Annotated in this window: 21 protein-coding genes and 1 pseudogene; 12 read left to right on the top strand and 10 right to left on the bottom strand. The window is 74.7% G+C overall.

What is annotated here, in order from left to right:
- The first annotated feature begins 51 nt into the window (after positions 1-51).
- Positions 52-453: an SseB family protein gene (locus tag ACZ3IG_RS26370; protein ID WP_215171741.1), complete on the top strand. Its 402-nt coding sequence runs from the start codon at positions 52-54 to the stop codon at positions 451-453.
- A 7-nt stretch (positions 454-460) separates the two neighbouring features.
- On the opposite strand, the gene ACZ3IG_RS26365 is transcribed toward ACZ3IG_RS26370, so the two are convergent.
- Positions 461-859, bottom strand: a complete 399-nt coding sequence (locus tag ACZ3IG_RS26365) for a MarR family winged helix-turn-helix transcriptional regulator (protein ID WP_467435121.1) — start codon at positions 857-859, stop codon at positions 461-463.
- A gap of 286 nt (positions 860-1,145) precedes the next feature.
- Here ACZ3IG_RS26365 and ACZ3IG_RS26360 point away from each other — a divergent pair, with 286 nt between their 5' ends.
- Positions 1,146-1,610, top strand: coding sequence for a fluoride efflux transporter FluC (locus tag ACZ3IG_RS26360; RefSeq protein WP_467435120.1), 465 nt, complete (start codon positions 1,146-1,148; stop codon positions 1,608-1,610).
- Entirely contained in the window at positions 1,607-1,981 is a 375-nt protein-coding gene (gene crcB, locus ACZ3IG_RS26355) for a fluoride efflux transporter CrcB (protein WP_467435119.1), read from the top strand. Before ACZ3IG_RS26360 ends, crcB begins: the two co-directional genes overlap by 4 nt.
- A 14-nt stretch (positions 1,982-1,995) precedes the next feature.
- On the opposite strand, the gene ACZ3IG_RS26350 is transcribed toward crcB, so the two are convergent.
- Entirely contained in the window at positions 1,996-3,066 is a 1,071-nt protein-coding gene (locus ACZ3IG_RS26350; protein WP_467435118.1) for a fatty acid desaturase family protein, read from the bottom strand.
- Positions 3,067-3,281: 215 nt separating this feature from the next.
- On the opposite strand from ACZ3IG_RS26350, the gene mptB reads away from it, so the two are divergent.
- Both mptB and ACZ3IG_RS26340 read left to right on the top strand, forming a co-directional pair.
- Entirely contained in the window at positions 3,282-4,691 is a 1,410-nt protein-coding gene (gene mptB, locus ACZ3IG_RS26345; RefSeq protein ID WP_467435117.1) for a polyprenol phosphomannose-dependent alpha 1,6 mannosyltransferase MptB, read from the top strand.
- The gene (locus ACZ3IG_RS26340) at positions 4,688-6,070 is read left to right on the top strand and encodes a glycosyltransferase family 87 protein (protein ID WP_467435115.1); all 1,383 of its coding nucleotides are present in this window, start codon (positions 4,688-4,690) and stop codon (positions 6,068-6,070) included. The genes mptB and ACZ3IG_RS26340 overlap by 4 nt, the downstream gene beginning before the upstream one ends.
- 11 nt (positions 6,071-6,081) lie before the next feature.
- Here ACZ3IG_RS26340 and ACZ3IG_RS26335 read toward each other — a convergent pair.
- Positions 6,082-6,969, bottom strand: a pseudogene (locus ACZ3IG_RS26335) (D-alanyl-D-alanine carboxypeptidase family protein); the annotation flags it as partial.
- A gap of 128 nt (positions 6,970-7,097) precedes the next feature.
- On the bottom strand, positions 7,098-8,240 hold the full coding sequence (gene rho / locus ACZ3IG_RS26330; RefSeq protein ID WP_467435114.1) for a transcription termination factor Rho: 1,143 nt from the start codon (positions 8,238-8,240) through the stop codon (positions 7,098-7,100).
- A 283-nt stretch (positions 8,241-8,523) separates the two neighbouring features.
- On the opposite strand from rho, the gene ACZ3IG_RS26325 reads away from it, so the two are divergent.
- The gene (locus ACZ3IG_RS26325) at positions 8,524-9,246 is read left to right on the top strand and encodes a class I SAM-dependent methyltransferase (RefSeq protein WP_467435113.1); all 723 of its coding nucleotides are present in this window, start codon (positions 8,524-8,526) and stop codon (positions 9,244-9,246) included.
- Positions 9,247-9,269: 23 nt separating this feature from the next.
- Here ACZ3IG_RS26325 and ACZ3IG_RS26320 read toward each other — a convergent pair whose 3' ends face one another.
- From ACZ3IG_RS26320 to ACZ3IG_RS26300, 5 genes are all read right to left on the bottom strand, one after another.
- On the bottom strand, positions 9,270-10,238 hold the full coding sequence (locus ACZ3IG_RS26320; RefSeq protein ID WP_467435112.1) for an acetylxylan esterase: 969 nt from the start codon (positions 10,236-10,238) through the stop codon (positions 9,270-9,272).
- 212 nt (positions 10,239-10,450) lie between these two features.
- Positions 10,451-11,035: an Rv1733c family protein gene (locus tag ACZ3IG_RS26315; protein ID WP_467435181.1), complete on the bottom strand. Its 585-nt coding sequence runs from the start codon at positions 11,033-11,035 to the stop codon at positions 10,451-10,453.
- Between the two features lie 263 nt (positions 11,036-11,298).
- Complete coding sequence (locus ACZ3IG_RS26310) at positions 11,299-12,039, bottom strand: ferredoxin reductase (RefSeq protein ID WP_467435111.1); 741 nt, start codon at positions 12,037-12,039, stop codon at positions 11,299-11,301.
- A 16-nt stretch (positions 12,040-12,055) separates the two neighbouring features.
- Entirely contained in the window at positions 12,056-12,661 is a 606-nt protein-coding gene (locus tag ACZ3IG_RS26305) for a sulfite oxidase-like oxidoreductase (RefSeq protein ID WP_467435110.1), read from the bottom strand.
- 81 nt (positions 12,662-12,742) lie between these two features.
- Positions 12,743-13,231 carry a MarR family winged helix-turn-helix transcriptional regulator gene (locus tag ACZ3IG_RS26300; protein ID WP_467435108.1) on the bottom strand — a complete coding sequence of 163 codons (489 nt, stop codon included), beginning with the start codon at positions 13,229-13,231 and terminating at the stop codon, positions 12,743-12,745.
- 221 nt (positions 13,232-13,452) lie between these two features.
- On the opposite strand from ACZ3IG_RS26300, the gene ACZ3IG_RS26295 reads away from it, so the two are divergent.
- The 6 genes from ACZ3IG_RS26295 to ACZ3IG_RS26270 all read left to right on the top strand — a co-directional run bounded on the left by ACZ3IG_RS26295 (position 13,453) and on the right by ACZ3IG_RS26270 (position 19,126).
- Entirely contained in the window at positions 13,453-14,277 is an 825-nt protein-coding gene (locus ACZ3IG_RS26295) for a putative protein N(5)-glutamine methyltransferase (protein ID WP_467435107.1), read from the top strand.
- Between the two features lie 140 nt (positions 14,278-14,417).
- On the top strand, positions 14,418-14,711 hold the full coding sequence (locus ACZ3IG_RS26290; protein ID WP_467435106.1) for a nuclear transport factor 2 family protein: 294 nt from the start codon (positions 14,418-14,420) through the stop codon (positions 14,709-14,711).
- Positions 14,712-15,053: 342 nt separating this feature from the next.
- Positions 15,054-15,944 (top strand): hypothetical protein, encoded by an 891-nt coding sequence (locus ACZ3IG_RS26285; RefSeq protein WP_467435105.1) that lies wholly within the window; start codon positions 15,054-15,056, stop codon positions 15,942-15,944.
- 101 nt (positions 15,945-16,045) lie between these two features.
- Entirely contained in the window at positions 16,046-16,420 is a 375-nt protein-coding gene (locus tag ACZ3IG_RS26280; protein ID WP_467435104.1) for a hypothetical protein, read from the top strand.
- Between the two features lie 101 nt (positions 16,421-16,521).
- Positions 16,522-18,537 (top strand): FAD-dependent oxidoreductase, encoded by a 2,016-nt coding sequence (locus ACZ3IG_RS26275; protein ID WP_467435103.1) that lies wholly within the window; start codon positions 16,522-16,524, stop codon positions 18,535-18,537.
- Positions 18,538-18,568: 31 nt separating this feature from the next.
- Positions 18,569-19,126, top strand: coding sequence for a PadR family transcriptional regulator (locus ACZ3IG_RS26270; protein WP_467435101.1), 558 nt, complete (start codon positions 18,569-18,571; stop codon positions 19,124-19,126).
- Here ACZ3IG_RS26270 and ACZ3IG_RS26265 read toward each other — a convergent pair whose 3' ends face one another.
- Positions 19,127-19,678 carry a hypothetical protein gene (locus ACZ3IG_RS26265; protein ID WP_467435100.1) on the bottom strand — a complete coding sequence of 184 codons (552 nt, stop codon included), beginning with the start codon at positions 19,676-19,678 and terminating at the stop codon, positions 19,127-19,129. It lies immediately after the preceding gene.
- Positions 19,679-19,931: the final 253 nt, after the last annotated feature.

The following is a 19,931-nucleotide window of genomic DNA, read 5'->3' as shown; positions in this document are numbered from 1 at the left end:
TGCCGATCACCACGAGGACGGGCGGCACGCCGCCGCTACCAGGGAACCGCCATGGAGACACCTGCGAACGACAACACCGCGACCCCCGCGCAGCGGGCGTTGGACACCCTCGCCGAGAACACCGCGGACACGGCGGCGCTCGACACGCTGGCGGGCAGTGAGGTGCTCGTACCGGTGCCGGACGACGCGAGCGACGAGGACGCCACCGGCGCGACCTCGCTGGCGCTGCCCGTGCTGGAACAGTCGGGCGGCGGGCAGGTGGTGCCCGTCTTCACCTCGGAGCTGGAGATGGCCGACCTGCTGCCGTTCGTCTCCCGGTACCGCCTGGTGCCGCTCGGCGCCCTCGCCGCGCAGTGGCCGGCCGACGACCTGTCCCTGTCCATCGACGCCGGCTCCGAGCACCGGCTCACCCTCACCTCGGACGGCGTCCGCACCCTGCTGGCGCGTCCCTGACCGGGCCCTACGGGCCGTCGTCGCCCAGCGTCCGGGCCAGCACCGCCCGCTGCAACGGCAGCGTCTCGGCGTGCAGGTCGCGGCCCTCGGGGGTCAGCTCCACCCACACGCCGCGCCGGTCCTCCAGGCAGACGGTGCGCCGCACCAGGCCGTCCCGCTCCAGCCGGGCGATCAGCCGGGACAGCGCGCTCTGGCTGAGATGGACCCGGCCCACGAGGTTCTGCACCCGGCAGTGGTCCCCCTCCTCGTGCGCGGTGGCGGCGAGGAGGTCGAGCACCTCGAAGTCGCTCGCGCCGAGCCCGTAGGGGTGCAGGACCCGGTCGATCTCACAGGACGTGCGCGCGTGCACCGAGAGGATCTCCCGCCACCGGTCCTCCAGCCGCACGTCGGCCGTCTTCGCTGCCATATCCGCATGGTAGTACCGCGCGGGCCCCGCGCCCCGGGCCGGAGCCGCCCACCGGCGGACCCGCCGCCGACATCACTCAGGTGTTCGACAGAAGACGGTGGTGACCCGGTCGCCCCGGCGCGGCCCGCGTTACCCTGGTCACCGGCCGCGCCCACCGCCGCGCGGCGCGGCGGAGGGGCCCGCCGTACCCGAACCGCGGCACAGGCGCCGCCAACGGTCCCTGCTTGCGTACGAAGGCATCCGTGCCGGCGAGTAGGAAGACGCACCACCTCATGGCCACCCCCGCATGACCGCCCCCGAGACCGAGAGCGCCGCCGTGCCTTCCGCCGCCCCGCCCGGTTCCGCCCGGAGCCGGCTGCCCGTGCTCACCGCCGTGGCGCTCGGCGGGGGCGCCGGAGCCGCCGCCCGCTACGCGGCCACCCTGGGGTGGCCGGCCGGGACCGGCGGTTTCCCGTGGACCGTCTTCTGGGTCAACGTGGCCGGCTGCGCCGCGATCGGCGTGTTCATGACCCTCACCGACGTGTGGCCCGTCCACCGCCTGCTGCGGCCCTTCTTCGGCACCGGGGTGCTCGGCGGCTTCACCACCTTCTCGACGTTCACCGTCGACTTCCGGCAACTGGCCGGTACCGGGCACCTCCCCGTCGCCCTGGCCTACCTCGCCGTGACCCCGCTCGCGGCGCTCACCGCGGTCTGGCTCGCCGCCTCGGCCACCCGCCGGATCCTGACGGCGACGGGCGGGCGGTCCTCGTGAACTGGCTGCTCGTCGTCGTGGGCGCCATGGTGGGCGCCCCGCTCCGCTACCTCACCGACCGCACGGTGCGCGCCCGGTACGGCTCGTCCCTGCCCTGGGGCACCTTCCTGGTCAATATCGCCGGTTCGCTGATCCTCGGCCTGCTCACCGGCGCGGCCCTCACGGGCGCGGCGGGCCCCCGCCTCCAGCTGCTGCTGGGCACCGGCCTGTGCGGGGCCCTCACCACGTACTCGACCTTCTCGTACGAGACGCTGCGGCTGGCGGAGGCCGGGAACGGCCGGCACGCCGCCGGCAACGTGCTGCTCAGCGTGGCGGCCGGCGTCGGCGCGGCGTTCGCGGGCGTCGCCCTGGGCCAGGTCCTCTGGGGCTGAGCCCCGCCCGCCGGTCACCGGGCGGCGCGCAGCGGCTCCCCGACGGCGCGCAGGTGCCGCAGCGCCTCCCGGTGCGAGGCGAGCAGCCCCGTCTGGTGGTAGGGGACGCCGAGTTCGGCGCAGTACCGCTCGGTGATGTCCTGCGCCCGGGCCAGGGCGGGCGTCGGCATGCTCGGGAACAGGTGGTGCTCGATCTGGTAGTTGAGGCCGCCCATCAGCGCGTCGGTGAACGCTCCGCCCCGGACGTTGCGGGAGGTGAGCACCTGACGGCGCAGGAAGTCCAGGCTCGTGCCCTCCTCGATCATCGGCATGCCCTTGTGGTTGGGGGCGAAGACCGAGCCCAGGTAGACCCCGAACAGGCCCTGGTGGACGGCGACGAAGACGAGCGCCTTGCCGGGGGAGAGGACCGTGAACAGCCCGCCGAAGTACAGCGCGAAGTGGGCGACCAGCAGCGTGCCCTCCAGCACCGGCCGCTTCATGGACGGGCTGCGCAGCGCCTTGAAGCTGTTGAAACTCAGGTTGAGTCCTTCGAGCGTCAGCAGCGGGAAGAACAGCGCCGCCTGGTGCTTCCCGACGAACCGCGCGACCCCGTCGGCCCGCCGCGCCTGCCGCCGGCTCCAGACCAGGATGTCGGGGGAGACGTCCGGGTCCTTCTCCTCGTGGTTCGGGTTGGCGTGATGGCGCGTGTGCTTGTTCATCCACCAGCCGTAACTCATGCCGAGCAGCAGGTCGGCGGTGAGCAGACCGCCGATCTCGCTGGGGCGCCGGCGGGAGAACACCTGGCGGTGGGCGAGGTCGTGGGCGGCCAGTCCGAGCTGGCCGAAGACGACGGCCAGGACGACGGCGATGCCCACCTGCCCCCAGCTGTCACCCAGCGCCAGGAACGCCGCCACGCTCCCCGCGAGCGCGGCTCCCACCGCGCCGAAACGCACCGTGTAGTACAGCGGGCGCCGCCGCAGCAGTCCCGCTTCGGTGACACGGCGGGAGAGTTCGGCGAAATCACTGCCCCGTTCCCGGTCCCGCGCGGGCCGGCGTATGGACGTGTTGTCTGTGCGCACCGTCGTGGGCGCCGTCGGATCGACCATGTACTTCAGTATGTGAACGGCCACCCGGCAGCAGAATGATGTTGGCCCCCGAGCCCCGAAGGTGCTCACCCCCGGGCCGGGGTGGGGCTGACCCCACCATCGGCGGCGCCACAGCCACCGGGGCCGGCCCGGGATCACCCGGCGGTCACACGCAGTCCGCCGAGGGGAGGGCGGTACGTCGCTTCCCGGCCACCCGGCGCCGACATGCTGCCCGCGTGCTGCCCGTCGTCCTCTCCGCCGACCTCCGCCGCTGCCGGTTGCTCGGCCTGGCAGGTACCGCCGCCCTCGCGACGGGCGGTGAGACGGCCGGTGCCCTGCCGGTGCGGGAGCTGCTCGCCCCCGCCTCCGGCGGTGCCGCCCTCGGCCTGGTCGCCGTCTACTTCGGCATCGTCCTGCTGATCGCGGCCTGGGCCCTGCTCGGACGTCTGGTGAGCGGCCCCGAGCCGCCGGCGCCGCGCGCCCTGCTGCTGGTCCTGGCGCTCTGGTCGGCGCCGCTGCTGCTCGCCCCGCCGCTGTTCAGCCGGGACGTCTACAGCTATCTCGCGCAGGGCGCCATGGCCGACGCGGGCATCGACGTGTACACCCACGGCCCGGCCCACCTCGGCGGACCGCTCGCCGACGAGGTCGCGCCGCTGTGGCAGCACACCAGCGCCCCGTACGGGCCGGTGTTCATCGGCGTCTGCGCCCTCCTGTCCGGCCTGACCCGCGGCGAACTCGCGGCGGGCGTCGCCGGGATGCGGCTGGTCGCGCTGACCGGCGTCGCGCTGATGGCGCTCGCCCTGGCCCGGCTCGCCCGGCACAGCGGCGCCGACCCGGCCGCCGCGCTGTGGCTCGGCGCGCTCAACCCGCTGGTCCTGCTCCACCTGGTGGCCGGCGCCCACAACGACGCCGTCATGCTCGGGCTGCTCGGCGCCGGCCTGGTCGCCGCGCTGGGCCGGTGGCCCGCCGCCGGGGCCGCGCTGGTCACCCTGGCCGCCCTGGTCAAGGCGCCCGCCGCGCTGGGGCTCGCCGCCGTCGTCGCCCTCCAGATCCGCGCGGGCCGCCGCCCGGCGCGCGCCCTGCTGACGACCGCCTTCACGGCCGCGGCCACCACCGTCGCCGCCACCGCCGTGACCGGCACCGGATACGGCTGGACCGCCGCCCTCGACACCCCCGTCTCGACCGGCAACTGGGCCCTGACAACCCTCCTCGGCAGCGCCACCCGCGACCTCCTGGAGGGCGTCGGCAGCGGCCTCGCGCACCTGGCCGTCCCCGCCTGGCACACCCTCGGCCTGGCGTGCGCCGCCGTCGCCGTCCTCCTGGTCTGGCTCCGGCTGCGGCACCGCCCGGTGTACGCCGTCGGTCTCAGCCTCGCCGTCGTCGCCGCCCTCGGCCCGGCGATCCGCCCCTGGTACGCCCTGTGGGGCCTCTACCTGATCGCCGCCGCCGCGCCCGCCCCCGTACGGCACCGCGCGGCGGCCGTGGCCGGGGTGCTGGCCCTGGCCACCCTGCCCGGCGGCGGCGCGGCGGACGCGGGCCGGCTGGCCCTGGCCGTCTGCGGCGGCGTCCTCGCCGCGGTCGTGCTGTGGCAGGCCCACCAGTTCCGGCAGGCCCGGCCGGCCCCGGCGCTGGACCCGGTCGGATGAGGCAGCCGTCCACCGACCGCGGCCGGCTCGCCCTGGTCCTGGCCCTGGCCGCCGCCGTGACCGTCTTCACCGCGACGGTGCCGCTGCTGCGCGACTGGTTCGACCTGCGCGTCTACCACGGCACCGTGGACAGCTGGATCCACCAGGGCGGCCGGATCTACGACTACCGGGTGCCCGGCACGGCGTACGGCTTCACCTACCCGCCGTTCGCGGCCCTCGCCATGCTGCCGATGGCGCTGCTCGGCCTGTCCGCCGCGGTCGTCGTCTGTCTGCTGCTGGACCTGATCGCCCTCACGGCGGTGCTGCGCATCCTGGCGGACGGCGCCCGGCGACGGCCGGGCCTCTACGGCTGGGCCCTGGCCGTCTGCCTGCTCGCCCTGTTCGAACCGCTGCGCGACACCGTCAGCTTCGGCCAGGTCAACCTGATCCTGCTGGCCCTCGTGCTCGCCGACGGACGGCTGCTGGCCACCGGGCGCGGCCGATGGGCGGGGGTCGGCATCGGCCTCGCCGCGGCCGTCAAGCTCACCCCCGCGCTCTTCATCGGCCTGCTGCTGCTCGCCCGGCGGTGGCGGGCGGCCGGTGTCGCGACGGCCGTGGCCGCCGGGGCGACCGCGCTGGCCGCCTGGGCGGTGCCGGACGCCTCCCGCTTCTACTGGACCCACGCGATGTGGGACACCACCCGCGTCGGCCGCCTCGACTACGTCTCCAACCAGTCCCTCCAGGGGATGCTGGCCAGACTCGGCGAACCGGACCGGGCGGTGTGGGCGGCGGCGGTGCTGCTGGTCCTCGGCGTGTGGGCCCGGCGGACCCGCCGGGCCCTGGCCGCGGCGGACTGGACGGCGGCCTTCGCCCTGACCGGACTGGCCGCGTGCCTGGTCAGCCCGGTCACCTGGGTGCACCATCTGGTGTGGCTGCTGCCGTCCTTCGCGGTGCTGCTGCGCACCGGGCACCCGCGCGTCGCGGGCGCCCTGTACGCGGTGCTGTGCACCAGCGTGGTGTGGCTGTGGACCGACGACGCCTCGGGCGTGGCCGGCTTCCTCGGCGGCAACGCCTACGTCTGGATCACCCTCGGCCTGCTGCTGGCGCTGCCGGCCGGTCACTCCTCGTCCGGACGGTCCGGCACCCGCCGCAGCACCAGCGCCACCGCGCCCGCGCCGAACCCGGCCGCGGCCGTGACCGCCCCGGTCTCCGCCCAGCCCGGCCCGTCCTCGGCCGAAGCCGACACCGCGACCGGTTCGGCCGACGGCTCAGGTCCCGGCCGCGACCGCGCGCGGGGGGTGTCCAGCGAGCCCACCGGATCGACCCGCCCGGCCGACGCGAACCCCCAGTCCAGCAGCGAGCGCGCCTCCTCGTACACGGTGAAGGCGCCGCCTTCCTGAGGGTTCATCACCGTCACCAGCAGGGTCCGTCCGTCCCGCCGGGCGGCGGCGACGAGGGTGTGTCCGGCGCCGCTGGTGTAGCCGTTCTTGACGCCGACCAGCCCCGGGTAGGCGGCGACCCCGTCCGCGCCGGTCAGCAGCCGGTTGGTGTTCTCGATCGGGTACACGTCCCCGCCGCCGCCCGGGAAGAGGGCCGCGGCCCGGGCGCAGTACCGGGCGAACTCCGGGTTGCGCAGCCCCGCCCGGCCGAACAGCGTCAGGTCGTAGGCGGACGAGACCTGGCCCGGCGCGTCATAGCCGTCGGGCGAGCGCACCTCCGTGTCGCGGGCGCCCAGCGCGCGGGCCTTGGCCTCCATCCGGGCGGCCGCCTCGCCCCAGCCGCCGCTGAGCGCGGCCAGTACGTGCACGGCGTCGTTGCCGGAGTTGAGGAACACCCCGTTCCACAGGTCGGCGACCCGGTAGGTACGCCCTTCGGCGACCCCGACCAGGCTGCTGCCCGGGCCGACCCGGGCCAGTTCCCCGGGACGCACCTCATGGCGGATGCCGCCCGGCAGCACGGGCAGCACCGTGAGGGCGAACAGCGTCTTCAGGGTGGAGGCGGGCGGCAGCCTGCGGTGCGCGTCGTGGGCGGCCAGCACCTCGCCGCTGCCGGCGTCGGCCACCACCCAGGACAGGGCGGAGACATCGGGGAGCCCCGGCGCCCCGGGGCGCGGGCGGACCTGGGTGCCGGAGTGGTACAGCAGGCCGGGCTGCGGTGCCGGCGCCCGGGGTCCGGCGGCCGGGCCGGGGTCCGGCGGCCGGGTGCGGACCGCCGCCGCGGCGGGCGCCAGGGCCAGCAGCCCCAACGCGCAGAGTGCGCATCCGGACAGGGCCAGCCGGGATGAGAATCCGATAGTCATACCGCAAACGTAGGAATGGGTCGGCCTGGCGCCACCCCGCCAGGGCCGAGTGGCCGGGGACTGGCACCCGGATGCCGCACGGGCCGCACGGGCCGCGCGGGCGGCGGTGGGGGGGAGGGGACGGACCGTCAGCCGGTGGCGGGCAGCGTCGGCTGGACGCGCCGCAGGAAGGTGGCGTTGTCCGGCGTCTCGCGCATGCGCTCGACGAGCGTCTCCAGGCCGCCGTGCCCGTCCCGCGAGCGCAGCGCCCGCCGCAGCCCGGCCACGGCCGTCAACTCGGCCGGGGACAGCAGCAGTTCCTCCCGCCGGGTGCCCGAGCCGTCGATGTCCACGGCCGGGAAGAGACGGCGGGAGGCCGGCTCGCGGCTCAGCCGCAGTTCCATGTTGCCGGTGCTCTTGAGCTCCTCGAAGAAGAACTCGTCGGCCCGGGAACCGGTCTCCACCAGCGCGGTGGCGAGGATGGTGAGCGAGCCGCCCTCCTCGGTCTGCCGCGCGGCGCCGAAGAAGCGCTTGGGCCCGGTCAGCGAGCCCGCGTCGACACCGCCGCTGAGGGTGCGTCCGCCCGGACCGGCGGCGTTGTTGTGCGCCCGGCACAGCCGGGTGAGCGAGTCGAGCAGGACGACGACGTCCTCACCGGCCTCGACGAGCCGCTTGGCCCGTTCGATCACCAGCTCGGCCAGGGCGATGTGCTGCTTGGGCGTCCGGTCGAAGGTCGAGGCGTAGACCTCGCCGCGCACCGAGCGCCGCATGTCGGTGACCTCCTCGGGCCGCTCGTCGAGCAGCAGGACCATCAGCCGGCACTCGGGGTGGTTGCCGGCCACGGCGGCCGCGATCTGCTGGAGGAGTACGGTCTTTCCGGTCTTCGGCGGGGCCACGAGCAGACCGCGCTGGCCCTTTCCGACCGGGGCCAGCAGGTCGAGGACGCGTCCGGCGAGACCCGCCGCCGGGTGTTCGAGGCGCAGCCGCCGGTGAGGGTGGAGCGGCGTCAGATCGGCGAAGTGCCGGCGTGCGGCAGGCGGTCGCGGGGTACGGCCGTCGACCCGGACGACGTCGGTCAGGGCGCGCCGGTCGCCGCGTACGCCTTCGACGAGATCGCCCTTGCGCAGGCCGTACCGGCGGATCAGCGCGGCGGGCAGCTGCACGTCCGCGGGGGTGGGCAGCAGACCGGCGGTGCGCAGGTGGCCCTTGCCGCCCGCGTCCAGGTCGAGGACACCGCTGACGGTCTCGGCCGGGGCCTGCTGGACGGGAGGGTGTTCGAGTGTGGTGGTCATGGGGGACGGTCCTTTCGAGGACGGCGGGCGAACGAGACGCGGGGGAATGCGAGGGGGAGGGAGAGGGCCGTGCGAGCGGGCCATGAGACATGCCCGCGGACGGTGGGAACAGCACCTCGGGAGAGCTGAGGTGGTGTGTGGGAAAGCCGACGCTCCGACCGCAGTGGGCGAGCGGTTCGGCGAACCGGGAGAGAAAGGCACCGGCGCCTCACGAGAAAGGGAGGCGTGCACGTGTGCTGGATACAATGTACCACAACCTGCGAAGCACCGCTAGGCTGACCGGATGTCCCGCCCCGAGGCTCCCACCCTGCGTGAACTCGCCGTCCAGGCGCTGTCGTCGGTCGAGCACGGCTACGACCTGCTGGCCCCGAAGTTCGACCACACCCCGTACCGCACCCCGCGACGGGTGCTCGACGCCGTGGCCTCCGCCCTGCTGCCGCTGGGCCCCTTCGAGGCGGGCCTGGACCTGTGCTGCGGCACCGGCGCGGGCATGGACGTCCTGGCCCGCCTGTGCCGCGGGAGCGCCACGGGCGTCGACTTCAGCGCGGGCATGCTGGAGGTGGCCCGGCGGCCGGTCCGCCCCGCCGGGCCGGCGGTCTCCTGGGTCCGCGCCGACGCCCGCGCCCTGCCGTTCACCGAGGCGTTCGACCTCGTGGTGAGCTTCGGCGCGTTCGGCCACTTCCTGCCCCGGGAACTGCCGGGACTCTTCGACCAGGTGTACGCCGCGCTGCGGCCGGGCGGCCGCTTCGCCTTCCCGCTCGGAGCGCCGCCGCCGCCGGGCTCGCGGGCCTACTGGGCGCTGCTCGGCTTCGACGCGGCGATGCGGGTGCGCAACGCCGTGTGGCGGCCGCCGTTCGTCATGTACTACCGGACCTTCCGGCTGGACGACGTACGCCGGGAACTGGTCCGGGCCGGTTTCCAGGTCGGCCTGCGGCCCCTGCCCGGCTTCGGGCGGCGGCCCGACGGCGCTCCGCGCGCCCGCCTGGTCACCGCCCGCAGACCCTGACGCCGGCCGGAGTCCGACGCCGGTCAGAGCCGGCCGCTCAGCCAGCGCACCTTGGCGGCCTGCTGGAAGGGGCCGCCGCCCTCGTGGTCGTTGAACTCGTAGACCTCGATGTCCTTGTCCTCGTGGGCCCAGGCGTTGAAGGCCGCGAACACCGTCGAGGGCGGGCAGGTCATGTCCTCCAGCGCCGCCGAGAACAGCGCGGGGGCCCGGCCGCGGGCCGCGAAGTGCACCCCGTCGAAGTAGGACAGCGTCCGCCGGACGTCCTGGGCGCGGCCCCGGTGCGTCTTCAGGTACAGGCCGATCTCCCGGTAGGGGTGCCGGTCGGTGAGCGTGGTCGCGCGCGGGAAGTCGCACAGGAACGGCACGTCGGGCGCGACCGCCGTCAGGTCCGGCACCAGGCCGCCCACGGCGACGGTGATGCCGCCGCCCTGGCTGGCGCCGAGGACGACGGTGCGCGCGGCGTCGGTCAGCGGGTGCGAGCGGGCCGCCTCGACGGCGCGCACCGCGTCCGTGTAGACCCGGCGGTAGTAGTAGTTCTCCGGCGCGTCCACGCCCTTGGTCATGAACCCCGGGTACGCGGGGGCGCCGCCGACGGGATCGGCCGTGCCGCCCCCGCCGCCCCAGCCGCTGCCCTGGCCGCGGGTGTCCATCACGAAGTGCGCCCGGCCGGTGGCGGCCCACAGCAGGTGCTCGTGCGGCAGGCCGCGTCCGCCGCCGTAGCCGATGTACTCGACGACCAGCGGCAGCGGCTCCTCGGCGTCGGCCGGCAGGTTCAGCCAGCCCTTCACCGGGTGGCCGCCGAACCCGGCGAACGTCACGTCGTACGTCCGTACCGTGGTCAGCCCCGTGTCGACCGGCTCGAAGCGGGCGTCCAGGTCGTGTTCGCGCGACTCCTGGAGCGTCTTGCCCCAGAACGCGTCGAAGTCCTCCGGCTCGGGCGCCGCGCTGCGGTAGTCGCGTAGTTCGTCGAGCGGAAGGTCGAACAGGGCCATCGAGAAACCGCCTTCGGGTGAGGGACGGCGCCGGACCGTCCGGATGATCACACCGTACGTGAGTGATCGGAGGACTCGCCAGATCCTGGCCGGAACCGGCCGTGGCCGACGCCGCTCCCGACGGACTGTCGTCAGGCATCGCCGCTGGTCAATCGCATTCTGTGGGAACCCGACGTGCCGACAGGGGGACCTCGGTGGGGAAGGTGATCGGATCAGGCGTCGCGGTGCGACCACTGAGGTTCGGCGCGGGCCCAGGCGCGGTCCCACTCCGCCATCCGGTGCCGCAGCGCCACCCGGCGTACCGCGCAGTGCCCCAGGAGGACCACCGCCGCCGAGCCCGCCGTGGCGCACGCGCCCATGGTGACCGCGTGCCGCCAGACCGTGGCACCGTCGGCCGGCGGCGGCACGCTCCGGCCCCGCGCGTCGAGCCACACGGTCACGGTCTCGCCGTGCCGGGTCTCGGCCGGCAGCCGTGCCGTGGTGGTCCGCGGTGCCTCGCCCGGCTCGCTCCAGCGCACGGTGGCCCGGTAGGAGTGCTGCCCGCCGGACTGCACCGACGGCAGCGTCTCGGGGGTCGTGCCGACCACCTCGGCGCGGACCTGCCGGCGCTCGGCCCGCTGCTCGGCGGCGACCGCCCGCGCCTGGCCGTGCGCCCACCACGCCGTGGCCGCCCCCAGCGCGGGCGCTCCCACCAGCAGCAGTACGGCCACGACCAGGACCGTCCACGCCTCGATCACGTCCGACCGGCGCCGCAGCGGATTGCGCCGCCAGCGCCAGCCGCGCACCCGGGTTCGCATCTCGTCCTCCTCGCCGTCACCGCGGCCGGAGGGCCGGACGGCCGGCCGTACGGCTTCCCGGGCCGCCGGTCCCTCGGCGTCCCGCCCGCGTGTACGAGTACCCGCACGGTTCTGGTACCCCGTCCGGCCGGTCCCGTGCACCGTGCCGCCCGCCACGCCGGACGACCGCTCCGTGCCGCCGCTCAGGGTGCCCAGCCGCGGCACGGGAAAACGCGGCCGGGCACCGCGACCGCACAGCCCGGACGGCGTTCCGCGGGACCGGCTCAGCCGAAGCGCTCGATACGGATCCGGTCGACCGGCTGCCCGGACGCCACCAGCAGCCGCGAGGCGTGCTCGGCGAAGGAGTTGGACCCGCACACGTACGCCTCCCAGCCACCGGCCGGCCGCTCGGCCAGCAGCGGCGCCAGGTGCGCGGCCGCCAGCCGGCCCACGGGCGTCCCGCGCGGCGCGGACCGGGTGAACACCCGCGTCGTCTCCGCGCCGTACTCCCGCGCGTAGAGCAGGTCCTCGGGGCCGCGCGCGGACACCACCAGCCGCAGCGGCACCGACAGGTTCCGCGCCCGGTGGTGCCGCACCATCGACATCAGCGGTACGACGCCGGAGCCGGCGCCGATCAGCAGCGCGGGCCGGTCGCCCGGCCAGGCGAAGAACCCGCTCAGCGGCCCGCGCACCGATACCTGGTCACCGGGCCTGGCCACCGTGTGGAACCACCCGGAGACCTCGCCGTCCGCGACCCGGTCCAGGGTCAGCTCGATGTGCCCGGAGCCGTCCGGGGCGGACGCCAGGGAGTAGTGGCGCTGGGCCGTGTACCCGTCCTCGGCGGTGAGCCGCAGCAGCAGGTGCTGGCCGGGCAGATGACCGGCCCAGCCGGGCACCGCGAACCGGAACGTGGCCGCGCGCGGCGTCTCCCGGCGGATCTCGGTGAGCGTGGCGGTCTGCCAGCGGGCCGCGACCTGCTCGTCCACGGCGATCCGCCCCGGAACGGCGAACCGCGTGCGCGGCACGGGGGAAACGGTCCGCTCAGTCACCGGAGTACCTCTGTTCCTCCCACGGGTTGCCGCGCGCGTGGTAGCCGTTGCCCTCCCAGAAGCCCGGCTCCTCGTGGTCGAGCAGTTCCAGGCCCGCGACCCACTTCACGCTCTTCCAGAAGTACAGGTGGGGCACGACCAGCCGGGCCGGCCCGCCGTGCTCGGGGGCGAGCGGCCGGCCGCCGGACGACCAGACGATCCAGGCGCGCCCGCCGGTCAGGTCGGCGAGCGGCAGGCCCGCCGTGTAGCCGGTGTGCGCGTAGGCCACGGCGTGCGTGGCGGACGGCAGCGGACCGGCCGCCGCCAGGAAGGAGTCCAGGGACACGCCCTCGAACCGCATCCCGAACTTCGACCAGCCGGTCACACAGTGGATGTCGCCCTCGTACGCCGCCCCGGGCAGCTCATGGGCCTGCTCCCAGTTCCAGACGCGGGGCTCGGCCACCAGCCCGCCGACGCGGAAGGACCAGTCGGCGGCGGACAGGTCGGGGGTGACCTCGGCGGACAGGACGGGCCAGTCGTCGCGCGCGTCGTACTGGCCGGGCGGCAGCCCCGGACGGACGGCGCGGGGGCGTCCGGTGAAGCCTCGGGTGATGTTCATGCGGTGGTGCCTTTCGGGCCGCCGGGCGGCGGCGTGCGAACCGTGCGGGAGTCCTCCACAGTACGGGTCCGGACCGGAGGACTACGTGTCCGGGCCGGGGCGCCCGTGGGGCGCGGGCCACGCGTTGTACCGCGCCAGGTAGCGGGCGAACCGTACGAGATCCTCCTCCGGCCAGTCCGCGAGACGCTCCCGGAACGCCGTACGGCGGCTCTCGGTGACCTGGGCCAGGATGCGCCGCCCCGCCGCCGTCAGGTGCAGGACCTGCCCCCGGGCGTCGTCGGGGTCCGGGCGCCGCTCGACGAGACCGGTCCGTTCCAGGGCGGCCACCTGGCGGCTGACGGTGGACTTGTCCAGCGCGTAGTGCGCGGCCAGGTCGGTGGCCCGGCAGCCGTCCCGCTCCTCCAGGTGCCCGAGCAGGGTGTACGACACCAGCGACAGCTCGGTATGCATACGGCCCGCCGAGGCGCGGGCCCGCCGGGCGAAGGCCGTCAGTTCCCGGTGGATGATCTCCTCGGCCTCGCGCGCGCCGGGGGCGGGGACCGCCTCCTGGGGCCTGTCGGGTGCTGTCACGGGACCTCCTCCGCCTACTTGGTTGCATTATACAACTTGGCAGGGGGTGGCGGTGGGGTAGTGTGACCGACGGCCGCGGACCGTCCCGGCCGTCGTGACCGAGGAGGTGGGACCCATCACCGCTGTGTCGGCGCGGGCGTTCTCATCTCCCGGCAGCCGGGTCACCCCCGGCAGGTGACCGCGAGAGCGCCCTTCGGTACCCGAAAGGCTTCTCGTCCTTCATGTCCTCACCGTCTTCTTCCTCTTCTCCCTCTTCGTCCTCTCCCTCCGCCCTTCCTCCCTCCCGTGACGGGATCGTGGCCGCGCTGCGCGCCGCGGGCTGTGTCTTCGCCGAGGACGAGGCGGAGCTGATCCTCTCCGCCGCCCGCACCCCCGACGAGATCAGCGCCCTGGTGGACCTCCGTGTCACCGGCCGGCCGCTCGAACTCGTCGTCGGCTGGGCCGAGTTCCACGGTCTGCGGATAGCCGTGGAACCCGGGGTCTTCGTCCCCCGGCGCCGCACCGAGTTCCTCGTCGGCCAGGCCCTGGCGCACGCCCCGGACGCCTCCGTCGTCGTCGACCTGTGCTGCGGGTCGGGCGCGGTCGGTGCCGCCCTGGCCGCCGGCCTCGACGCCCCCGAGGTGCACGCCGCCGACATCGACCCGGCCGCGGTGCGCTGCGCCCGCCGCAACCTCGCCGCGGCCGGCGGCCGGGTGTACGCGGGGGACCTGTTCGACGCGCTGCCCGCCGCGCTGCGGGGCCGCGTCGACCTCCTCACGGCCAACGTGCCCTATGTGCCCACCGCGGAGGTGCCCCTGCTGCCCGCCGAGGCCCGCGACCATGAGCCCCCGCTCGCCCTGGACGGCGGCGCCGACGGGCTCGACGTGCTGCGCCGGGTCGCCGACGGCGCCGGGCACTGGCTCGCCCCCGGCGGCTGCCTCCTGGCCGAGACGAGCGAACGCCAGGCCCCCGCCGCCCTCGACGTCCTCACCCGCGCCGGTCTGACGGCCCGGCTGGCGGTGTCCGAGGAACTGTACGCCCATGTGGTGATGGGAGTGCGGCGCTAGGCAGCTCCGTTCGGACCACTGGTCGGTTCATGGCCGGGGAGCCTTGACACGGGCTGGGGGCCGTGTGCACCGTTCCCCGGCTCGTCCGAGCCGGCCAGGGCCATGGGCCCATGCGCCGCTTCTTCATGTGAGGCTGTCCCATGAACCAGCTCGCCGATCGTGCCGCCATCCACGACCTCAACACGCGTCACGCGGTTGCTTTCGACGGCTTCCGGCTGGACGAGTCCTCCGGTTGCTGGGCCGAGGACGGCGTCCTCGATGAACGCGAGACCGGCTTCGGCCTGGTCCAAGGGCGCGAGGCGATACGCGACTTCTTCCGCGACTCACTCTTCGTCCGTGCCCGCGACGTCATCCCCATCATGTTCAACCACCTGGTGACGGACATCAAAGCAACCGCGCGGCGGGGAGCGTCTTCTGCCTGGGGGAAGTGGTGAAGAACGCCGGCGGCTACGTTCGCTCCCGCGTCAAGTACGAGGACGCATACGTTCGCCGGGACGGAGAGTGGAAGTTCGGCAGCCGCGTCATCAAGCCGTCCTTCCCGGGCGCCCCGTCATGAGCCCGGGGACGGTCCACTCGCATCGCCTTGCGGACCGGAGGAGAGCGCCCGCGATGCGCCCGGCGGCGCACGGCTCCCGCGAGGGCGGCGAGGCCGCGGCAGGGGTGGAGCAGGGGCGGGCGGGGCCGACGCTGGTCTGTACATGACCTGCTGGGTCACGCCACACTGTGCGCCGGACACGTCCCTCCCGCCCCTTCCACCCCCATCGAGGAGCCGACCCATGCCCCTTGACGTCCGGCAACGTTGTCAGGCGGTCCTCTCCGGGATCGCCGCCTGCGCCCTCGCGGCCGTCCTCGCCGCCGCCCCGCCCGCCTCCGCCGACGCGTCGACCGCCGCCGACACCTGGACCGAGGTGGGCTCCGACCGCGCCGACCCGCTGACCGAGAGCCAGGGGCTGGCCTCCGTGGAGGTCCCGGCGAACAGCCCCAACCGTTACACCGGCATCGGCACCATCCCGCTCGGCCTCTCCACCCGGGGCTGGAACCACGTCGGCGACCCCGACGCCTCCTACGACGGCCACTACATCGAGCCGTACCAGCGCGACGACGGGGCCGCCAAGATGTTCCGGGTGCAGGCGCCCGACGGGACCTGGTCGGAGTACACCCACGCCCTCGGCTCCGGCGAGGCGCTGAACAACTCCTGGGCCGCGGTGTCCCCCGACGGCCAGTGGATGCTGTCCGGCGAGTGGGGCACCATGAACCGGCTGCTGGTCTTCCCGACCCCGGGCGTCAACCCCGCCACCTCGCCCTCCGCGAACCTCCCGCAGGCCGCCACCGTGCGCCTCGACCGCCCCGTGCGCGACGTCCAGGGCTGCGACTTCGTCACCGCCACCCGGCTGCTCTGCTCCTCCGACGACCCGGCCGGCACCCTCTTCGGCATCACCAAGCCGCTCCTCCAGATCGACCTGTCCGCCGCCCCGAGCGGCACCGCCGACGTCACCGGCCAGGTCACCGCCCTGCGGCAGCTGCCGCTGCGCAGCGCCTGCTCGGGCACCTTCGAGGCGGAGGGCATCGACTACGACCGCCGCACCGGCACCCTGCGCGTGATCGTCGTCTCCCCGGGCTTCTGCGTGCTGACCGACAGCAAGACCTACCGCTTCACCCGCGGCTGAGCCGCACCGCCCGCCACCCCGGACGGCGCGCGGTAGTGCTCCGCCCGGGGTGGTGCTTTTCTTGGTGGGTGGGGGGCCACGGCCCGAGAGGAGCGAACACCATGGACGCCGAGCGAACCCACCCGGAATCCGTCTCGGTGGAGCTGAGCGGATGCAGCAAGGAAGACGCCCGGACCGTCTTCGACACCCTGTGCGCCTGCTACGCGTCCGACCGGTGCGCGGACGACGTCCCCCGGGAGTGCCACGAGGTGCGGCCCACCGTGTGGCTCGGCACCTTCGACGTGGCCGACGACCTGCGGGGCGAGTGCGGCCCCATCCGGCTGAACGCCACAGTCGACGCCGACGTGCAGGGCGGTTACTGGGCGATCGACCGGTTCCGCACCACCCTGGACTCCCTGTTCACCGTGCGGGACCTGTGCACGGCCTCCGGGGACCAGGAGCGGGAGCTGCACGTCCGGCTGGAGAACCGCCGCTGACCAGCGGGCCCTCTGTGTGCGACGCCACTTTGTGCAACTAGTTGCACAAAGTGGCGGCCGTCCTCTACAACAGAGGCACGTCACCGCGCACGGAGGGCCCGATGAGCCGCTACCCCCACCTGCTGAGCCCGCTCGACCTGGGCTTCACCACGCTGCCCAACCGGGTCCTGATGGGTTCCATGCACGTCGGCCTGGAGGAGGCCGAGCGCGGCTTCGAGCGGATGGCCGCGTTCTACGCCGCCCGGGCACGCGGGGGAGTGGGCCTGATCGTCACCGGCGGCATCGCCCCCAACGACGAGGGCCGCCCGTACGAGGGCGGTGCCAAGCTCACCACCGAGGCGGAGGCGGAGCGGCACCGGACCGTCACCGACGCCGTGCACCGCGAGGGCGGCCGGATCGCCCTGCAGATCCTGCACTTCGGCCGCTACGCCTACCATCGCGACCTGGTCGCCCCCAGCCCGCTCCAGGCCCCGATCAGCGCCCACGTCCCCCGCGAGCTGACCGACGCCGAGGTCGAGCGGACGATCGACGACTACGTCCGCACCGCCCGCCTCGCCCGCGCGGCCGGCTACGACGGGGTCGAGATCATGGGCTCCGAGGGCTACCTGATCAACGAGTTCACCGCCGCGCGCACCAACCACCGCACCGACCGCTGGGGCGGCTCCTGCGAGAACCGGATCCGCTTCCCTCTGGAGATCGTCCGCCGGGTGCGCGAGGCGGTCGGCGAGGACTTCATCCTCGTGTACCGGCTCTCCATGCTGGACCTGGTCCCCGGCGGCTCCACCCTCGACGAGGTGATCACCCTCGCCCGGGCCGTCGAGGCCGCCGGGGCCACCATCATCAACACCGGCATCGGCTGGCACGAGGCGCGGGTCCCCACCATCGCCACCTCCGTGCCGCGCGGCGCCTACACCTGGGTGACCAGGCGGCTGATGGGCGAGGTGTCCGTGCCGCTGGTCACCACCAACCGGATCAACACCCCCGAGCTGGCCGAGCAGTTGCTCGCCGACGGGACCGCGGACCTGGTCTCCATGGCCCGCCCGATGCTCGCCGACCCCGACTTCGTCGCCAAGGCGGCGGCCGGCCGCCCCGAGGCGATCAACACCTGCGTCGGCTGCAACCAGGCCTGCCTGGACCACACCTTCAGCGGCAAGATCACCTCCTGTCTGGTCAACCCGCGCGCCTGCCACGAGACGGAACTCGTCCTCGCCCCCACCCGGCTGCGCAAGCGCGTCGCCGTCGTCGGCGCCGGACCGGCCGGACTGGCCTGCGCCGTGACCGCGGCCGAACGCGGCCACCGGGTCACCCTGTTCGACGCCGCCGACCAGATCGGCGGCCAGCTCGACGTGGCCCGCCGGGTCCCCGGCAAGCAGGAGTTCGACGAGACACTGCGCTACTTCCGCACCCGGCTCGACGACGAGGGCGTCGACGTCCGCCTGAACACCACCGTCACCGCCGCCGGCCTCGACGGCTACGACGAGATCGTCGTCGCCACCGGCGTCACCCCGCGCGTCCCCGCCATCCCCGGCGTCGACCACCCGAGCGTCCTCGGCTACCTGGACGTCCTGCACGGCGGCGCCCCCGTCGGCGAGCGCGTCGCGGTCCTCGGCGCCGGCGGCATCGGCTTCGACGTCGCCGCGTACCTGACCGACGCCGGCGACAAGGCCCACGAGGACCCCCGGACGTACTTCCGCCACTGGGGCGTCGACATGGAGTACCGCGCCCCCGGCGGCCTGGCCGCACCCGAGCGCCCCGCCCCCCGCCGCACCGTCCACCTGCTCCAGCGCCGGACGGCCAAGGTGGGCGCCGGGCTCGGCAGGACCACCGGCTGGATCCACCGCGCCGAACTGAAGCACCGCGGCGTCACCATGATCCCGGGCGCGCGCTACGACCGGATCGACGACGCCGGACTGCACGTCACCGTCGGCGGCGAGAGCACGGTCCTCGACGTCGACACCGTCGTCCTGTGCACGGGCCAGGAACCGCGCCGGGACCTCTACGACGAGCTGGTCGCCGCCGGCCGCCGCGCGCACCTGGTCGGCGGCGCCGAGGTGGCCGCCGAACTGGACGCCAAGCGCGCGATCGCGCGGGGCACGGAGCTGGCGGCGAGCCTGTAGGACGCCGCCCGGCCGTCCCTAGGATGAGCCCATGTCACTCCCGCACGCCATCCTCACCGCCCTGCTCGAAAAGCCGTCGTCGGGACTGGAACTGACGCGCCGCTTCGACCGGTCGATCGGCTACTTCTGGTCGGCGACGCACCAGCAGATCTACCGCGAGCTGGGAAAGCTGGAGGACGCGGGACTGATCCGGGCCCTGCCCGCCGAGCGGCCGGCCCGCGGCCAGAAGAAGGCGTACGAGGTGCTGCCCGCGGGCCGCGCCGAACTGGCCCGCTGGACCGCCGCCGCGCAGGACCCCAGACCGCTGCGGGACGCGACGCTGCTGCGGCTGCGGGCCGCGGCGGTGGTCGGCACCGAGGGGATCGAAGCGGATCTGCGCCGCCATCTGGAGCTGCACGAGGCCCAGTTGGCCGAGTACCGGGAGATCGAGCGGCGCGACTTCCCGCCGGGCAGGGACGGCGCCGAGGACCGGCTGCGGCACCTGGTGCTGCGGGCCGGGATCGACCTGGAGACCTTCTGGACGCAGTGGCTGCGGCACGCGCTCACCGACTTCCCCGAGCTGCCGGATCCGGCCGGTGACACCGGATGATCAGAACCGGTACGGCTTCGCGCGGCGGCGCAGGAACCAGGCCGTGGCGATGACACCGGAACCCACCAGGGCGCCGCCCGCCACCAGCGTGGCCGTGCCGTAGTCCTGGACCGCCCCGCCGACGCCGCCCATCACGCCCCGGGACGGCGAGGCCGTCGCGGAGATCGTCGGCCTGCTGGACGGCGAGGGGGAGGCGGTCCGGGACACGATGACGGTCTGGGTTCCGGCGGTGCTGTTGTTCGAGCACATCACGATGACCGTGTAGGTGCCGGGGCTGACGCCCGACCACGCGGCCGTCTGGCTCGCGCTGGTGCCCGAGAGCGCCACCTGGCGGCCCTGGGCGAAGCTGGACTGGCCGCTGTTCAGCAGCGAGGCCGTGCCCCAGCTGCCGTTGAGCTGGGCGCAGGCGGCGGTGGTGACCGAGACGGTGCTCCCGGTGGTGCTCACGGAGATACCGGGGCCGGCGGCGGCCGGGCCGGCGGTCAGGGCGAGGGGCAGCGCGGCGGCTGCCACGAGCGGGCCGGGGCGGAGAAGCGGCTGGGAGATGCGCATGGGGACTGCCCTTTCGACAGCACGGCCGGCGGCACATCCCGTACACCGCCGAATCGGCAACGGCCCGTGCCGTCCCACGGGCAGCCAACAGGGCGGCGGCCCGCGCCGCATGCCCAGCGCATCCGGGCAGGTGACGCGCGGCGGTACGGCACCGGCACCCGCGTACGGGCCGGGGCGCCGGCGCACCCCGTCCCGCGCGGCCGCGTGCACGCGTCTCACCAGGAGAAGCACGCCGGGGCCCGCACCCGGCCGG

The organism is Streptomyces sp. NPDC016677, from assembly GCF_055562815.1.
This window is presented reverse-complemented; position numbering and strand designations above follow the sequence as displayed.

What these genes read in the sequence shown, in the direction of transcription:
- ACZ3IG_RS26370 (WP_215171741.1), top strand. Translation starts at nt 52, where the DNA reads ATGGAGACACCTGCGAACGACAACACCGCGACCCCCGCGCAGCGGGCG.
- ACZ3IG_RS26365 (WP_467435121.1), bottom strand. Translation starts at nt 859, where the DNA reads ATGGCAGCGAAGACGGCCGACGTGCGGCTGGAGGACCGGTGGCGGGAG.
- ACZ3IG_RS26360 (WP_467435120.1), top strand. Translation starts at nt 1,146, where the DNA reads ATGACCGCCCCCGAGACCGAGAGCGCCGCCGTGCCTTCCGCCGCCCCG.
- ACZ3IG_RS26350 (WP_467435118.1), bottom strand. Translation starts at nt 3,066, where the DNA reads ATGGTCGATCCGACGGCGCCCACGACGGTGCGCACAGACAACACGTCC.
- ACZ3IG_RS26340 (WP_467435115.1), top strand. Translation starts at nt 4,688, where the DNA reads ATGAGGCAGCCGTCCACCGACCGCGGCCGGCTCGCCCTGGTCCTGGCC.
- rho (WP_467435114.1), bottom strand. Translation starts at nt 8,240, where the DNA reads ATGACCACCACACTCGAACACCCTCCCGTCCAGCAGGCCCCGGCCGAG.
- ACZ3IG_RS26325 (WP_467435113.1), top strand. Translation starts at nt 8,524, where the DNA reads ATGTCCCGCCCCGAGGCTCCCACCCTGCGTGAACTCGCCGTCCAGGCG.
- ACZ3IG_RS26320 (WP_467435112.1), bottom strand. Translation starts at nt 10,238, where the DNA reads ATGGCCCTGTTCGACCTTCCGCTCGACGAACTACGCGACTACCGCAGC.
- ACZ3IG_RS26315 (WP_467435181.1), bottom strand. Translation starts at nt 11,035, where the DNA reads ATGCGAACCCGGGTGCGCGGCTGGCGCTGGCGGCGCAATCCGCTGCGG.
- ACZ3IG_RS26305 (WP_467435110.1), bottom strand. Translation starts at nt 12,661, where the DNA reads ATGAACATCACCCGAGGCTTCACCGGACGCCCCCGCGCCGTCCGTCCG.
- ACZ3IG_RS26295 (WP_467435107.1), top strand. Translation starts at nt 13,453, where the DNA reads ATGTCCTCACCGTCTTCTTCCTCTTCTCCCTCTTCGTCCTCTCCCTCC.
- ACZ3IG_RS26290 (WP_467435106.1), top strand. Translation starts at nt 14,418, where the DNA reads ATGAACCAGCTCGCCGATCGTGCCGCCATCCACGACCTCAACACGCGT.
- ACZ3IG_RS26285 (WP_467435105.1), top strand. Translation starts at nt 15,054, where the DNA reads ATGCCCCTTGACGTCCGGCAACGTTGTCAGGCGGTCCTCTCCGGGATC.
- ACZ3IG_RS26280 (WP_467435104.1), top strand. Translation starts at nt 16,046, where the DNA reads ATGGACGCCGAGCGAACCCACCCGGAATCCGTCTCGGTGGAGCTGAGC.
- ACZ3IG_RS26275 (WP_467435103.1), top strand. Translation starts at nt 16,522, where the DNA reads ATGAGCCGCTACCCCCACCTGCTGAGCCCGCTCGACCTGGGCTTCACC.
- ACZ3IG_RS26270 (WP_467435101.1), top strand. Translation starts at nt 18,569, where the DNA reads ATGTCACTCCCGCACGCCATCCTCACCGCCCTGCTCGAAAAGCCGTCG.
- ACZ3IG_RS26265 (WP_467435100.1), bottom strand. Translation starts at nt 19,678, where the DNA reads ATGCGCATCTCCCAGCCGCTTCTCCGCCCCGGCCCGCTCGTGGCAGCC.